Here is a 13,178-nt window from a genome sequence, read left to right as displayed (position 1 = left end):
TCGATAAAATGCTTTTGTATACCGATCTGTCTTGACAGTATTTTTGGGTATAAAAAAACACTTTATGATGAGTGCCGGCTTCCCAGTCAATCTGGGAAGCGGCGCTGAGCTAGACTCGGAGAAAATCTCCAACATCATAACACTCTAAAAGAATCATCTATAAAGTGAAGAGTGATTATTATACAAGTTCTAAAACGACCATAGGCGCGTTATCGCCACGACGAGGTTCAGTTTTTAAGATACGAGTGTATCCACCTTGACGTTCAGCGTAACGAGGAGCGATATCGTTGAATAATTTTTGTAATGCAGATTCAACAACGATTGCTTCGTTTTCTTCACGAACATCAGCGACTTCATTACGTACAAAGCTAGCAGCTTGACGACGTGCATGAAGATCCCCGCGTTTTCCTAAGGTAATCATCTTTTCAGCAGTTGAACGAACTTCCTTCGCACGAGCTTCAGTCGTAACGATGCGTTCGTTGATAATTAAGTCAGTTGTTAAGTCACGCAACATCGCTTTACGTTGGCTAGATGTGCGTCCTAATTTACGGTAACTCACGTAGGTTTCCCTCCTTTGTAAACAATATTAATCGTCTTTACGTAATCCTAAACCAAGATCATGCAATTTAGCCTTCACTTCTTCAAGTGATTTACGACCCAAATTACGAACTTTGATCATTTCAGGTTCAGACTTATTCGTTAATTCTTGAACCGTATTAATTCCAGCACGTTTCAAGCAATTGTACGAACGTACAGACAAGTCTAGTTCTTCGATGGTCATTTCTAACATTTTTTCTTTTTGCGTTTCTTCTTTTTCAACCATGATTTCAGCGTTTTTCGCTTCATCAGTAAGATTTACAAAAATATCTAAATGTTCAGTCAAAATTTTCGCTGCAAGACTCAATGCTTCTTGAGCAATGATTGATCCATCAGTCCAAATTTCCATCGTTAATTTATCGAAGTCATCACGACGGCCAACACGTGTATTTTCAACTTGGTAGTTTACTTTACGTACTGGTGTGTAAATAGAATCGACTGGAAGGACACCAATTGGCATGTCTTCCTTTTTATTTTCGTCTGCTTGAACATAGCCTCGACCAGGTTTTACTGTTAAGCGAGCATGGAATGTCGCTCCTTCAGCAACAGTACAAATGTACATATCTTTATTCAAGATTTCAACGTCACTGTCAACAATAATATCGCCGGCAGTTACCGTAGCTGGTCCAGTAATATCGATCTCAAGGGTTTTTTCTTCTTCAGCGAATAATTTCAAAGCCAAACCTTTGATATTCAAGATGATTTGTACAACGTCTTCTCTTACACCTTTGATGGTTGAAAATTCGTGTAACACCCCATCGATTTGAATATTGGTAATGGCAGCGCCTGGTAAAGAAGAAAGTAGAATACGACGTAGAGAATTACCTAAAGTAGTTCCATAACCTCTTTCCAAAGGTTCAACAACGAACTTGCCATAATCTCTGTCTTCATCAATTTTTGTGATTCTTGGTTTTTCGAATTCAATCATTCTTGTCTTTTACCCCTTTCAAAACGAAAAGTGTCTTGTTCAATGACGTTCCTGTAAAACTCATAGAGTGGGGCACTCATTAAACACGACGGCGTTTTGGAGGGCGGCATCCATTATGAGGTACTGGAGTCACGTCACGAATTGCAGTTACTTCTAAACCAGTTGCTTGCAATGAACGAATCGCTGCTTCACGACCAGAACCAGGTCCTTTAACAGTTACTTCAACACTTTTCAATCCATGTTCCATTGCAGCTTTTGTTGCAGTTTCAGCAGCCATTTGAGCAGCGAAAGGAGTTGATTTTTTACTACCTTTGAACCCTAATGCACCTGCAGATGACCATGCTAAAGCATTTCCGCTTGCATCAGTAATCATGACGATTGTGTTATTGAAAGTCGAATGAATATGAGCAATACCAGTTTCGATATTCTTCTTCACACGACGTTTACGGTTGACTTTCTTTGCTACCATGAAGATTTAAACCTCCTTCACTAATTATTTTTTCTTGCCGGCAATAGCGCGAGCTGGGCCTTTACGAGTACGAGCGTTGTTTTTAGTGTTTTGTCCACGTGTAGGTAAGCCACGACGATGACGGATTCCACGGTAAGAACCGATTTCCATCAAACGTTTGATGTTTAAGTTAGTTTCACGACGAAGATCGCCTTCAACTTTTAATTTATCAACTTCAGCACGGATAGCGTCTGTTTGTTCGTTGGTTAAATCACGTACACGAACGTCCTCAGAAACGCCTGCATCGGCTAAAATTTGTTTCGCTGTAGTATTTCCAATACCGTAAATATAAGTAAGTGAAATTACCACGCGTTTATCACGAGGAATATCTACTCCTGCAATACGAGCCATACTTAATTACACCTCCAATTATCCTTGACGTTGTTTATGTTTTGGGTTTGCTGGGCAAATCACCATAACACGTCCATTACGACGAATTACTTTACAATGTTCACACATTGGTTTTACTGATGGTCTTACTTTCATGATTATACCTCCTGAAGTTTTACGGAGTACAACTTACTTAAAGCGATAGGTAATGCGACCACGGCTCAAATCATATGGAGAAAGTTCAACTGTAACCTTATCTCCAGGCAAGATTCGAATATAATACATCCGGATTTTACCAGATACGTGTGCAAGAACTTCGTGTCCGTTTTCCAATTCGACTTTAAACATTGCATTCGGCAAAGTTTCGACGACTGTTCCTTCGATTTCAATCATATCTTCTTTTGCCACGCAGAGTACCTCCTTGTAGTTGTTTCGCATTTTCACACGATAAAATGGCGGAAACTGCAGTTCCCACCCTAATTCTTAAGTTAACTTCCAAAAAAAGCTAGAAGTCGGACTGACAAATTCTATCATAAAACATCGAACTTGGCAAGATAAACTGCATCTCAAGTCGGTAGGCAAATTATTTTTCGATAATCTTTTCTACATCCGCAAATACGGCATCAATTTCACGATCTCCATCAACTGGATATAACAGACCTTCTTCATCATAATAAGCTAAAATTGGTTCACTGTTTTTAATGTTTACAGATAAACGATTTTTAACTGTTTCTGGCTTATCGTCTTCACGTTGGTAAAACTCATGACCACCGCAACGGTCGCAAGTTCCCTCTACTTTTGTAGGGTTGAAGATTTTATGATAAGTTGCACCGCAGTTTCGGCACATGAAGCGTCCTGCCAAACGTTCAACTAACACTTCTTCTGCTACTTGAATTTCAATCACAGCATCAATCTTTTTATTCAAGTCCGTTAACATTTCAGCTAATGCTTTGGCTTGATCTAAAGTACGAGGGAAGCCGTCTAACAAGAACCCTTTATCAGTGTCCTTTTGAGCTAAACGTTCCTTCACGATACCGTTAGTAACTTCGTCTGGGACCAAATCCCCTGCATCCATGTAAGATTTTGCTTTCAATCCGAGTGTTGTCTCGTTCTTGATTGCTTCTCGGAACATATCCCCCGTGCTGATATGTGGAATATTGTACGTCGCAACAATTCTTTCTGCTTGTGTTCCTTTTCCTGCTCCTGGCAGTCCCATTAAGATCAGGTTCATTGCTTTCCCTCCTAAGTATTTGAAGTGAGAACGGCGTTGAGGAAACCCTCAACACGCGAATCTACTCTTCATCCATGAATCCGACATAACGTCGTTTCAACATGAGTCCTTCTAATTGTTTTGCTGTTTCGAGTGCTACACCAACTACGATCAAAAGACTTGTACCACCTAAACCGATTGATTGAGGCAGGTTCCAAACCATTTGCGCAATAATTGGAATCAAAGCGATCAAACCTAAGAAAATAGCTCCGACTACGCTTAAACGCATCAAAATTGCAGAAACATATTCTTCTGTCCCTTTACCTGGTCTTACACGAGGAATGTAACTTCCTTGTTTTTGTAAGTTCTCAGCCAATTTTTCAGGATTAACCTGAACAAAGGCATAAAAGAAAGTAAAGGCAACAATAAGAACCGTATAAATCGCAGCACCAGGCACTGTGTTATAACTAAATAATTTGGTTAAAACATCGTACCAGCCTTCCGCGCTATACTTGCTAGCCAATGCTTGTAACACCGCATTTGGTGTCGCAATGAATGAGCTGGCAAAGATAACTGGGATAACCCCCGCAGCATTCACTTTTAATGGTAAATAGCTACTTGTGGGTGCACCAACGACTTGTTTTGTATATTGTATCGGAATTTTTCTTTCTGCTTGTTGAAAGTACGTTACAAAAACGACAATCAATACAATAGCAATAAGTAAAATCACAACAAAAATAACTGATTTCCATAGATCACTAGGATCGATATTTACGAAATAATCATCATAGATATCTTTGATACTTTGCGGCAATCGAGAGATGATACCCGCAAAGATGATCATTGATACACCATTACCGATTCCTTTTTCAGTAATCTGTTCTCCCAACCAAGTAACAAACATGGTACCTGCTGTAAGAATAATACCGATCGTAACGAATGTTTGAACATTACGATTTGGTACAAAACCGAATTGTGCAAAATAGTCAAATCCAGCTGTAATACTTACAGACTGAATGAAAGCCAAAACCAAAGTTAAATAGCGAGTCGCTTGATTCAACTTTTTACGTCCAACTTCCCCTTGTTTTGACCATTCGACAAATTTAGGGATGATATCCATCTGCAGCAATTGAATCACAATTGAAGCCGTAATATATGGAGAAACCCCCATCGAGAAGATCGAAAAGTTTTGCATAGCTGAGCCGCTGACCATATTCAACATTCTGAAAAATGGCATTTCGCTCAAACCTTGCAATCCATGTGCATCAACTCCCGGTACAGTGATTTGCGCACCTAATCGGAAGACTAATAGCATCATGACAGTAAACAGGATCCGTGATCGGATGTTCTTAACTTTGAATGAATCTTTTAAAAGTTTGAACATTAAATCACCTCGATTGAACCACCAGCAGCTTCAATTGTTTCTTGAGCATGTTTAGAGAATTTTGCTGCTTTAACGGTTAGTTTTTTATCTAATGATCCGTTTCCTAAAACTTTGATTCCAGCTTTTTCGTTTTTCACGATTCCAGCTTCGACTAAAGCAACTGGAGTTACTTCAGCTCCATCTTCAAAACGATTTAAGACATCTAAATTGATAACAGCATATTCTTTACGATTCACGTTAGTAAATCCACGTTTTGGTAAACGACGGAATAAAGGAGTTTGACCACCTTCAAAACCTAAACGTACACCACCGCCTGAACGAGCCTTTTGACCTTTTTGACCACGTCCAGCTGTTTTTCCGTTACCTGATGAAGTACCACGTCCAACGCGGTTGCGAACTTTACGTGAACCTTCGGCAGGTTGTAATTCATGAAGTTTCATTATATTGGGCACCTCCTTAGATTTTAATCATCATTGTTTATTAAACTTCTTCTACGTCCACTAAATGAGACACAGTGTTAACCATACCTTTGATTGCATCATTGGCTGGTTTAACAACAGTGCTGTTCATTTTTTTAAGACCCAACGCTTTAACAGTGTCACGTTGGTTTTGAGGACGTCCGATAATACTGCGTTTTAAAGTAATTTTTAATTCAGCCATGTCATTCGTCCTCCTTAATTAGCTAAGTTTTCAACAGAGATGCCACGTAATTGTGCCACTTCTTCTGCCTTTTTCAATTGAGTTAAACCTTCAACAGTTGCGCGAACAACGTTGATTGGTGTGTTTGAACCTAAAGATTTAGAAGTTACATCGGCAACCCCAGCTAATTCCAAGACGGCACGAACTGGTCCACCAGCAGCAACCCCAGAACCTTCAACGGCTGGTTTCATCAAGATGCGGCCACCGCCGAATACACCAATAACTTCGTGAGGAAGCGTAGTTCCTACCATTGGTACTTCGACTAGGTTTTTCTTAGCGTCTTCGATTGCTTTACGAATTGCTTCAGGTACTTCTTGTGCTTTACCTGTACCAAAGCCTACGTGACCGTTTTTGTCACCGACAACAACAAGTGCTGCGAAACGTAGACGACGTCCACCTTTAACAACTTTAGTAACACGGTTGATCGCTACAACGCGGTCTTCTAATTCCAAATGTTTTGGATCGATATAAACCATGAATGGTGTTCCTCCTTCTCCTAAAATTCTAGTCCATTTTCGCGAGCTGCTTCAGCTAAAGCTGCTACACGGCCATGGTAAAGGTATCCACCACGGTCAAAGACTACTTTCTTAATACCTTTTTCTGAAGCACGTTCTGCCACTAATTTCCCAACAGCTTGTGCTTGTTCAGTTTTTGTTCCACCTGAAATTTCTTTATCCAAGGCAGAGGCACTTGCTAGCGTCACACCCGCTACGTCATCAATTACTTGCGCGTAGATGTTTTTGTTAGAACGAAAAACGTTCAAGCGTGGGCACTCAGCAGTACCAGAAATCTTGTTACGTACACGCATGTGGCGCTTTTGGCGTGTTTTATTCTTGTCTGGTTTTGTAATCACAATTGTCACCTCTTTAATTAAGCTGGCCTAAGCCGCGTGTAGGGTCAACCTACTATTTACCAGTTTTACCTTCTTTACGACGTACGTATTCGCCAACATAACGGATACCTTTGCCTTTATAAGGTTCTGGAGGACGAGTTCCGCGGATTTTCGCAGCTAATTCGCCTACTACTTCTTTATTAGATCCCTTAACAATTACTTGAGTGTTTGCAGGAACTTCGATTGTAACACCTTCTGGAGCTACGATCTCAACTGGATGTGAATAACCAACGTTCAAAACAAGTTTTGATCCTTGTAATTGCGCACGGTATCCGACCCCGATTAATTCTAATGCTTTTTGGAACCCTTCTGAAACACCAACAACCATGTTATTGAAGTTTGCACGAGTTGTTCCGTGAATTGTTTTCATTTCTTTGCTGTCGTTTGGACGAGTAAATGTTACTTCGTTTCCTTCGATACTCATTTTGATATCAGAAGAAAAAGTACGAGTTAATTCACCTTTAGGTCCTTTAACAGTAATGTCATTTCCGTTTTGAGTTACTTCAACTCCTGCAGGTAAAACGACTAATTTATTACCAATACGGCTCACTTAAAGACACCTCCTCATGGATTGTTTGTTCTTACCAAACGTAAGCTAGCACTTCGCCGCCGACGTTTTTACCTCTAGCTTCTTTATCAGTTACTAAACCTTCAGAAGTAGAGATGATTGCGATACCTAAACCATTTAATACTTTTGGTACTTCGTCAGCTTTGACATAAGCACGTAAGCCTGGTTTAGAAATACGTTTTAAGTTCGTGATAACACGTTCGTCATTTTTACCGTATTTAAGGAAAACACGGATCATGCCTTGTTTGTCATCTTCGATATATTCAACATCACGTACGAAACCTTCACGTTTAAGGATTTCTGCGATATCACGTTTGATTTTTGAAGCAGGTACTTCCACTGAATCGTGTTTTACCATGTTGGCGTTACGAATACGAGTTAGAAAATCTGCAATTGGATCTGTCATGACCATTGAACTGTTTACCTCCTTTATGCGAGTTTATTTTACCAGCTAGCTTTCTTCACGCCGGGAATTTGACCTTTGTAGGCAAGTTCGCGGAAGCAAATACGGCAAAGATGAAATTTACGATAAACTGAATGTGGACGTCCACAACGTTCGCAGCGAGTATATTCTTGCGTTGAATGTTTTGCAGGACGTTTGTTTTTAGCAATCATTGATTTTTTAGCCAATTTTTTCGCCTCCTTGATTATTTTTGGAATGGCATTCCAAGTTGTGTTAATAATTCGCGAGATTCTTCGTCTGTTTTAGCAGTTGTAACCACAACGATATCCATACCACGAACTTTATCAACTAAATCATAATCTACTTCAGGGAAGATCAATTGTTCTTTAACACCCAAAGTAAAGTTACCACGGCCGTCGAAGGATTTTTTGCTTACTCCGTGGAAGTCACGTACACGGGGAAGTGATACAGACACTAATTTGTCTAAGAATTCATACATTCTTTCTCCACGTAGTGTTACTTTCGCACCAATAGGCATTCCTTCACGTAAACGGAAACCAGCGATTGATTTTTTAGCTTTTGTAATGATTGGTTTTTGACCAGAGATCAAGGCTAATTCTTCAACAGCTTTGTCTAAGTTTTTTGCGTTTGATACCGCATCACCAACACCCATGTTGATGACGATTTTCTCAACTTTAGGAACTTCCATAACTGAATTATAGTTAAATTTTTCCATCAAAGATGGTGTAATTTCACTTACAAATTTTTCTTTTAGGCGGTTCATCTATAAGATCCTCCTTCCTTGTTTAATTATTTATCTAGAGCTTCGCCGGTTTTCTTAGAAACACGGACTTTCTTACCGTCAACCACTTTGTAGCCAACGCGTGTCGCTTCTCCATTTGAAGGGTCGATCACCATAACATTAGAAGCATGAATTGGTGCTTCTACCTCAACGATTCCTCCTTGAGGAGCTTCTTGAGAGGCTTTTTTATGTTTTTTCACGACATTGACGCCTTCAACAACGACTTTGTCTTTTTTAGGAAGGGCTTCTAATACTACGCCTTCTTTATTTCTGTCTTTACCAGAGATAACTTTTACTTTATCGCCTTTTTTAACGAACATTACTGTTGCGCACCTCCTTTGGTTGAATCTTTCGATTATAATACTTCCGGTGCCAATGAAACGATCTTCATGAAGTTGCCTTCGCGTAGTTCACGAGCGACAGGTCCGAAGATACGTGTTCCTCTTGGGCTCTTGTCATCACGAATGATAACAGCTGCATTTTCATCAAATTTGATATAAGAACCGTCAGTACGACGAGCGCCTGATTTAGTTCGAACGATAACGGCTTTTACAACGTCACCTTTTTTGACAACACCACCTGGCGTTGCTTGTTTAACCGTAGCAACAATCACATCACCGATATTTGCAGTTTTGCGACCAGATCCGCCAAGAACTTTAATAGTTAAAATTTCACGAGCGCCTGAGTTGTCCGCGATTTTTAAACGGCTTTCTGCTTGGATCACTTGTGTATCCTCCTTTCAGATTTAAGAAACATCTATATAGGAAAATCTCGTGTGATTAGATAATCACTGCTTTTTCAACGACTTCAACCAGACGGAAACGTTTGGTAGCTGATAATGGACGAGTTTCCATGATTTTCACGATATCGCCAATTTTTGCTTCATTGTTTTCATCGTGAGCTTTGTATTTTTTAGAATATTTCATACGTTTACCGTAGATTGGATGGTTCTTCTTGGTTTCAACGACAACAGTGATCGTCTTGTCCATTTTGTCAGATACCACACGTCCTTGATAAACTTTACGTTGATTTCTTTCTTCAGTCATACTGGAAATGGCCTCCTTCCACTATTTGTCAGCTTGTTCACGCAACACAGTTTTGATGCGTGCAATCGATTTACGTACTTCTTTAATACGTGCAGTGTTTTCTAATTGACCTGTTGCTAATTGGAATCTAAGATTGAACAATTCTTCTTTCAATTGTTTTTCTTGATCTAGCATTTCGGCAGTGGTTAATTCTCTGATTTCTTTAACCTTCATTCGATTCACCACCCATTTCCTCACGTTTTACGATCTTAGTCTTCATTGGTAATTTGTGAGAAGCAAGACGTAATGCTTCACGAGCAACTTCTTCAGGAACGCCGGCGATTTCAAACATGATCTTGCCGCGTTTAACTGGTGAAACCCAGCCTTCAGGAGCACCTTTACCAGATCCCATACGTACACCAATTGCTTTGGCAGTATAAGATTTGTGAGGGAAAATTTTAATCCATACTTTCCCACCACGTTTCATGTAACGAGTCATTGCAATACGGGCAGCTTCGATTTGGCGGTTAGTGATCCAATGTGAATCAACAGCTTGTAAGCCGTATTCTCCAAATGCGATTTCTTTACCACCTTTAGCTTCCCCACGCATTTTACCGCGGAATTCACGACGGTGTTTTACACGTTTAGGTACTAACATGATTATTTCCCTCCTTTCTCAGTGTTTTTCTTTGTAGGAAGAATTTCTCCACGATAAATCCACACTTTAACTCCTAGTTTTCCGTATGTTGTATCTGCTTCTTCCCATGCGTAGTCAATATCGGCACGCAATGTATGAAGAGGAACTGTTCCTTCAGAGTATCCTTCTGAACGAGCGATATCCGCACCATTCAAACGACCAGATACTTGAGTTTTAATTCCTTTAGCGCCTGAACGCATAGTGCGTTGGATCGCTTGTTTTTGTGCACGACGGAAAGCAACACGGTTTTCTAATTGACGTGCGATTCCTTCTCCGACTAATTTTGCATCTAAATCTGGTTTTTTGATTTCAACGATGTTGATGTGAACTCGTTTACCAGTTAATTTATTTAATTCTTTTCTTAGGCTCTCAACTTCAGATCCGCCTTTACCGATAACCATACCAGGTTTGGCTGTGTGAATTGAAATGTTTACACGGTTTGCAGCGCGTTCGATTTCAACAGTTGACACAGCGGCATCAGCAAGTTTAGTTGCGATGAACTTACGGATTCTCAAATCTTCGTGTAGAAATTCAGCATACTCTTTTTCAGCATACCATTTAGCATCCCACTCACGGATGATGCCTACACGCATTCCAATAGGATTTACTTTTTGACCCACTGATTATCCCTCCTTATTTTTCTGATACCACAACGGTAATATGACTTGTACGTTTGTTGATTGGTGAAGCTGATCCTTTTGCACGTGGACGGAAACGTTTCATTGTTGGTCCTTCGTTAACAAATCCTTCAGAAACTACCAAATTTTCAACATCTAAGTCAAAGTTGTTTTCTGCGTTAGCAACTGCTGACATCATTACTTTTTCAATGATTCCTGCAGATTTGTTCGGTGTGAATTTCAAAATTGAAATTGCTTCTGCTACGCTTTTTCCTCTAATAAGATCCATTACTAAACGTGCTTTACGAGGAGAAGTGCGAACTGTTTTTGCAGTTGCCTTAGCTGATGTAATTTGTTCTGCCATGTTAATATCCTCCCCTCAAAATTAACGTCTTGTTTTCTTATCGTCGGCGGCATGTCCACGATAAGTTCTTGATGGTGCAAATTCACCTAATTTATGTCCTACCATGTCTTCTTGGATGTAAACTGGTACATGTTTGCGTCCGTCATAAACAGCAATTGTAAATCCTACAAAACTAGGGAAAATTGTTGAACGACGAGACCAAGTTTTAATAACTTTTTTCTTTTCAACACCTTGTTGCGCTTCAACCTTTTTCATCAAATGATCATCGACGAAAGGTCCTTTTTTCAAACTACGACCCATGGTGTACCTCCTCTCAAAATATGCGACACATAGTCAATGGTTCTATTTAGTCTTACGACGACGTACGATAAGCTTGTCAGATGCAGCTTTCTTATTACGAGTTTTGTAACCCAATGCAGGTTGTCCCCAAGGAGATACCGGAGCTTTACGTCCGACTGGAGCTTTACCTTCACCACCACCGTGTGGGTGATCGTTAGGGTTCATTACACTACCACGTACAGTTGGGCGTTTGCGCATCCAACGAGAACGACCAGCTTTACCGATATTGATCAATTCATGTTGTTCATTACCAACAGAACCGATTGTCGCACGGCAAGTAGCTAAGATCATACGAACTTCGCCAGAGTTTAAACGTACTAATACGTATTTTCCTTCTTTACCAAGTACTTGAGCACTTGTACCAGCAGAACGGATTAATTGTCCGCCTTTGCCAGGTTTCATTTCAATATTGTGGATCACAGTACCTACTGGAATATTTTCTAGTGGTAATGCATTTCCGATTTTAATATCTGCATCTGGTCCAGAAACGATTGTCATACCTACTTCTAAGCCTTTAGGGGCTAAGATGTAAGCTTTCACTCCGTCTGAATAATGAACTAATGCAATGTTTGCTGAGCGGTTTGGATCGTACTCGATCGTTTGAACTGTAGCAACCACGTTATCTTTATTACGTTTGAAGTCGATAACACGGTATTGACGTTTATGTCCGCCACCTTGATGACGTACAGTGATGCGACCGTTGTTGTTACGACCGGCGTTGTTTTTCAATGGTTGTAATAACGTCTTTTCAGGCGTTGAAGTAGTGATTTCAGCGAAATCAGAACTTGTCATATTACGACGACCATTTGAGGTAGGTTTGTACTTTTTAATCGCCACGTCTAGTTTCCCTCCTATTTACTAGTGATTTTCTAACGCTTATTCAGCGTCGAAAAGTTGGATTTCTTTTGAGTCTTCAGTTAAAGTCACAACAGCTTTGCGACGTTTTTTTGTGAAGCCTTGGTATTTACCCATACGTTTTGCTTTTGGTTTAGCATTCATAATGTTTACGTTTTTTACTTTAACGTCGAAAGCAGCTTCTACTGCTTGTTTCACTAAAGTTTTGTTTGCGCGAGTGTCAACTTCGAAAGTATATTTCTTTTCGTCCATGTCTAACATAGATTTTTCAGTGATCACCGGGCGTTTAATTACGTCTAGTAAGTTCATTATGCAAGCACCTCCTCAATTTGAGTAAGAGCAGTTTGCGTTGCTAAGATTTTGTCATTAGCGACTACATCTAATACAGTAACGTTGTTTGAAGTAGTAACAGTTACGTTTGATAAGTTACGAGCAGCTAAACCTGCAACTTCGTTTTCTGTTTCTAATACAACCAATACTTTAGAATCAATAGACAAGCTAGTTAAAACTTGTTTAAATTCTTTTGTTTTAGGTGTGTCAAAGCTTAAAGCATCAACAGCAACTAAGTTATTTTCAGCAACTTTTTCTGATAATACAGATTTAATTGCTAAGCGACGAACTTTTTTAGGAAGTTTGTAGCTGTATGAACGTGGTGTAGGTCCGAAGACAACGCCACCTCCACGCCATTGTGGTGAACGGATAGAACCTTGACGAGCACGTCCAGTTCCTTTTTGACGCCATGGTTTGCGACCACCGCCACGAACTGCGCTACGATTTTTCACAGCGTGTGTTCCTTGTCTTAATGAAGCGCGTTGCATAACAATTGCATCGTAAACAACACTTTCATTTGGTTCAATTCCGAAGATTTCTTCATTTAAAGTGATGTCACCGTTTTGAGTTCCATCTTGTTTGAATAATGCTACAGTTGGCATTCCTTAGTTCCTCCTTTCCTCTAACTAA

The 13,178-nt window shown here is 40.0% G+C and carries 27 protein-coding genes; all 27 read right to left on the bottom strand.

Features of this window, described 5'->3' with window-relative positions; all coding sequences use genetic code 11:
- Positions 1-178 precede the first annotated feature (178 nt).
- Positions 179-559, bottom strand: coding sequence for a 50S ribosomal protein L17 (gene rplQ / locus J9537_RS01470; protein ID WP_010747195.1), 381 nt, complete (start codon positions 557-559; stop codon positions 179-181).
- Between the two features lie 27 nt (positions 560-586).
- Entirely contained in the window at positions 587-1,525 is a 939-nt protein-coding gene (locus J9537_RS01465; RefSeq protein ID WP_010747196.1) for a DNA-directed RNA polymerase subunit alpha, read from the bottom strand.
- Between the two features lie 79 nt (positions 1,526-1,604).
- Positions 1,605-1,994: a 30S ribosomal protein S11 gene (gene rpsK / locus J9537_RS01460; protein WP_010747197.1), complete on the bottom strand. Its 390-nt coding sequence runs from the start codon at positions 1,992-1,994 to the stop codon at positions 1,605-1,607.
- A 24-nt stretch (positions 1,995-2,018) separates the two neighbouring features.
- Complete coding sequence (gene rpsM / locus J9537_RS01455) at positions 2,019-2,384, bottom strand: 30S ribosomal protein S13 (protein ID WP_010747198.1); 366 nt, start codon at positions 2,382-2,384, stop codon at positions 2,019-2,021.
- 18 nt (positions 2,385-2,402) lie between these two features.
- Positions 2,403-2,519 carry a 50S ribosomal protein L36 gene (gene rpmJ / locus J9537_RS01450; RefSeq protein WP_010742772.1) on the bottom strand — a complete coding sequence of 39 codons (117 nt, stop codon included), beginning with the start codon at positions 2,517-2,519 and terminating at the stop codon, positions 2,403-2,405.
- Between the two features lie 33 nt (positions 2,520-2,552).
- On the bottom strand, positions 2,553-2,771 hold the full coding sequence (infA, locus tag J9537_RS01445) for a translation initiation factor IF-1 (RefSeq protein WP_010742771.1): 219 nt from the start codon (positions 2,769-2,771) through the stop codon (positions 2,553-2,555).
- A 175-nt stretch (positions 2,772-2,946) separates the two neighbouring features.
- A complete protein-coding gene (locus J9537_RS01440; RefSeq protein WP_010747199.1) occupies positions 2,947-3,594 on the bottom strand; it encodes an adenylate kinase in 648 nt (215 codons plus the stop codon).
- Positions 3,595-3,655: 61 nt separating this feature from the next.
- Positions 3,656-4,957: a preprotein translocase subunit SecY gene (gene secY, locus J9537_RS01435; protein WP_218256449.1), complete on the bottom strand. Its 1,302-nt coding sequence runs from the start codon at positions 4,955-4,957 to the stop codon at positions 3,656-3,658.
- Complete coding sequence (gene rplO / locus J9537_RS01430; RefSeq protein WP_010747201.1) at positions 4,957-5,397, bottom strand: 50S ribosomal protein L15; 441 nt, start codon at positions 5,395-5,397, stop codon at positions 4,957-4,959. The genes secY and rplO overlap by 1 nt, the downstream gene beginning before the upstream one ends.
- 40 nt (positions 5,398-5,437) lie before the next feature.
- Entirely contained in the window at positions 5,438-5,617 is a 180-nt protein-coding gene (gene rpmD / locus J9537_RS01425; RefSeq protein WP_010747202.1) for a 50S ribosomal protein L30, read from the bottom strand.
- A gap of 14 nt (positions 5,618-5,631) precedes the next feature.
- Positions 5,632-6,132, bottom strand: a complete 501-nt coding sequence (gene rpsE / locus J9537_RS01420) for a 30S ribosomal protein S5 (protein WP_010747203.1) — start codon at positions 6,130-6,132, stop codon at positions 5,632-5,634.
- A 20-nt stretch (positions 6,133-6,152) separates the two neighbouring features.
- Positions 6,153-6,509 (bottom strand): 50S ribosomal protein L18, encoded by a 357-nt coding sequence (rplR, locus tag J9537_RS01415; RefSeq protein WP_010747204.1) that lies wholly within the window; start codon positions 6,507-6,509, stop codon positions 6,153-6,155.
- Positions 6,510-6,561: 52 nt separating this feature from the next.
- Positions 6,562-7,098, bottom strand: coding sequence for a 50S ribosomal protein L6 (rplF, locus tag J9537_RS01410; RefSeq protein WP_010747205.1), 537 nt, complete (start codon positions 7,096-7,098; stop codon positions 6,562-6,564).
- Between the two features lie 31 nt (positions 7,099-7,129).
- A complete protein-coding gene (rpsH, locus tag J9537_RS01405; RefSeq protein ID WP_010747206.1) occupies positions 7,130-7,528 on the bottom strand; it encodes a 30S ribosomal protein S8 in 399 nt (132 codons plus the stop codon).
- Positions 7,529-7,560: 32 nt separating this feature from the next.
- Positions 7,561-7,746, bottom strand: a complete 186-nt coding sequence (locus tag J9537_RS01400; RefSeq protein ID WP_028020384.1) for a type Z 30S ribosomal protein S14 — start codon at positions 7,744-7,746, stop codon at positions 7,561-7,563.
- Between the two features lie 17 nt (positions 7,747-7,763).
- Positions 7,764-8,303, bottom strand: a complete 540-nt coding sequence (gene rplE / locus J9537_RS01395; RefSeq protein WP_010747207.1) for a 50S ribosomal protein L5 — start codon at positions 8,301-8,303, stop codon at positions 7,764-7,766.
- A 26-nt stretch (positions 8,304-8,329) separates the two neighbouring features.
- Positions 8,330-8,641 carry a 50S ribosomal protein L24 gene (gene rplX / locus J9537_RS01390; RefSeq protein WP_010747208.1) on the bottom strand — a complete coding sequence of 104 codons (312 nt, stop codon included), beginning with the start codon at positions 8,639-8,641 and terminating at the stop codon, positions 8,330-8,332.
- Positions 8,642-8,676: 35 nt separating this feature from the next.
- Positions 8,677-9,045 carry a 50S ribosomal protein L14 gene (rplN, locus tag J9537_RS01385; RefSeq protein ID WP_010742760.1) on the bottom strand — a complete coding sequence of 123 codons (369 nt, stop codon included), beginning with the start codon at positions 9,043-9,045 and terminating at the stop codon, positions 8,677-8,679.
- A 55-nt stretch (positions 9,046-9,100) separates the two neighbouring features.
- A complete protein-coding gene (gene rpsQ / locus J9537_RS01380; protein WP_010747209.1) occupies positions 9,101-9,367 on the bottom strand; it encodes a 30S ribosomal protein S17 in 267 nt (88 codons plus the stop codon).
- A gap of 21 nt (positions 9,368-9,388) precedes the next feature.
- Entirely contained in the window at positions 9,389-9,580 is a 192-nt protein-coding gene (gene rpmC, locus J9537_RS01375; protein ID WP_010747210.1) for a 50S ribosomal protein L29, read from the bottom strand.
- Positions 9,570-10,004, bottom strand: coding sequence for a 50S ribosomal protein L16 (gene rplP / locus J9537_RS01370; protein WP_010747211.1), 435 nt, complete (start codon positions 10,002-10,004; stop codon positions 9,570-9,572). Before rplP ends, rpmC begins: the two co-directional genes overlap by 11 nt.
- A 2-nt stretch (positions 10,005-10,006) precedes the next feature.
- Positions 10,007-10,663, bottom strand: coding sequence for a 30S ribosomal protein S3 (gene rpsC / locus J9537_RS01365; RefSeq protein WP_010747212.1), 657 nt, complete (start codon positions 10,661-10,663; stop codon positions 10,007-10,009).
- Between the two features lie 13 nt (positions 10,664-10,676).
- Complete coding sequence (gene rplV, locus J9537_RS01360) at positions 10,677-11,024, bottom strand: 50S ribosomal protein L22 (protein ID WP_010747213.1); 348 nt, start codon at positions 11,022-11,024, stop codon at positions 10,677-10,679.
- A gap of 21 nt (positions 11,025-11,045) precedes the next feature.
- A complete protein-coding gene (gene rpsS / locus J9537_RS01355) occupies positions 11,046-11,324 on the bottom strand; it encodes a 30S ribosomal protein S19 (RefSeq protein WP_010742754.1) in 279 nt (92 codons plus the stop codon).
- Between the two features lie 42 nt (positions 11,325-11,366).
- Positions 11,367-12,200 (bottom strand): 50S ribosomal protein L2, encoded by an 834-nt coding sequence (rplB, locus tag J9537_RS01350; protein ID WP_010747214.1) that lies wholly within the window; start codon positions 12,198-12,200, stop codon positions 11,367-11,369.
- A gap of 39 nt (positions 12,201-12,239) precedes the next feature.
- Positions 12,240-12,527, bottom strand: coding sequence for a 50S ribosomal protein L23 (locus tag J9537_RS01345; protein ID WP_010747215.1), 288 nt, complete (start codon positions 12,525-12,527; stop codon positions 12,240-12,242).
- Complete coding sequence (rplD, locus tag J9537_RS01340; protein WP_218256448.1) at positions 12,527-13,150, bottom strand: 50S ribosomal protein L4; 624 nt, start codon at positions 13,148-13,150, stop codon at positions 12,527-12,529. The genes J9537_RS01345 and rplD overlap by 1 nt, the downstream gene beginning before the upstream one ends.
- Positions 13,151-13,178: the final 28 nt, after the last annotated feature.

This window comes from Enterococcus raffinosus, assembly GCF_019175485.1.
GTDB lineage: Bacteria > Bacillota > Bacilli > Lactobacillales > Enterococcaceae > Enterococcus_A > Enterococcus_A raffinosus.
Note: the sequence above shows the minus strand (reverse complement) of the source record. Positions and strands in the feature narration are given on the sequence as shown.

Coding starts and splice junctions, on each gene's coding strand:
- rpmD (WP_010747202.1), bottom strand. CDS start 5,617: ATGGCTGAATTAAAAATTACTTTAAAACGCAGTATTATCGGACGTCCT.
- rpsE (WP_010747203.1), bottom strand. CDS start 6,132: ATGGTTTATATCGATCCAAAACATTTGGAATTAGAAGACCGCGTTGTA.
- rpsK (WP_010747197.1), bottom strand. CDS start 1,994: ATGGTAGCAAAGAAAGTCAACCGTAAACGTCGTGTGAAGAAGAATATC.
- rplD (WP_218256448.1), bottom strand. CDS start 13,150: ATGCCAACTGTAGCATTATTCAAACAAGATGGAACTCAAAACGGTGAC.
- J9537_RS01465 (WP_010747196.1), bottom strand. CDS start 1,525: ATGATTGAATTCGAAAAACCAAGAATCACAAAAATTGATGAAGACAGA.
- secY (WP_218256449.1), bottom strand. CDS start 4,957: ATGTTCAAACTTTTAAAAGATTCATTCAAAGTTAAGAACATCCGATCA.
- rplV (WP_010747213.1), bottom strand. CDS start 11,024: ATGGCAGAACAAATTACATCAGCTAAGGCAACTGCAAAAACAGTTCGC.
- rpsQ (WP_010747209.1), bottom strand. CDS start 9,367: ATGACTGAAGAAAGAAATCAACGTAAAGTTTATCAAGGACGTGTGGTA.
- rpmC (WP_010747210.1), bottom strand. CDS start 9,580: ATGAAGGTTAAAGAAATCAGAGAATTAACCACTGCCGAAATGCTAGAT.
- rplX (WP_010747208.1), bottom strand. CDS start 8,641: ATGTTCGTTAAAAAAGGCGATAAAGTAAAAGTTATCTCTGGTAAAGAC.
- rplO (WP_010747201.1), bottom strand. CDS start 5,397: ATGAAACTTCATGAATTACAACCTGCCGAAGGTTCACGTAAAGTTCGC.
- J9537_RS01345 (WP_010747215.1), bottom strand. CDS start 12,527: ATGAACTTACTAGACGTAATTAAACGCCCGGTGATCACTGAAAAATCT.
- rpsM (WP_010747198.1), bottom strand. CDS start 2,384: ATGGCTCGTATTGCAGGAGTAGATATTCCTCGTGATAAACGCGTGGTA.
- rpsH (WP_010747206.1), bottom strand. CDS start 7,528: ATGGTCATGACAGATCCAATTGCAGATTTTCTAACTCGTATTCGTAAC.
- J9537_RS01440 (WP_010747199.1), bottom strand. CDS start 3,594: ATGAACCTGATCTTAATGGGACTGCCAGGAGCAGGAAAAGGAACACAA.
- rpsS (WP_010742754.1), bottom strand. CDS start 11,324: ATGGGTCGTAGTTTGAAAAAAGGACCTTTCGTCGATGATCATTTGATG.
- rplP (WP_010747211.1), bottom strand. CDS start 10,004: ATGTTAGTACCTAAACGTGTAAAACACCGTCGTGAATTCCGCGGTAAA.
- rpmJ (WP_010742772.1), bottom strand. CDS start 2,519: ATGAAAGTAAGACCATCAGTAAAACCAATGTGTGAACATTGTAAAGTA.
- rplE (WP_010747207.1), bottom strand. CDS start 8,303: ATGAACCGCCTAAAAGAAAAATTTGTAAGTGAAATTACACCATCTTTG.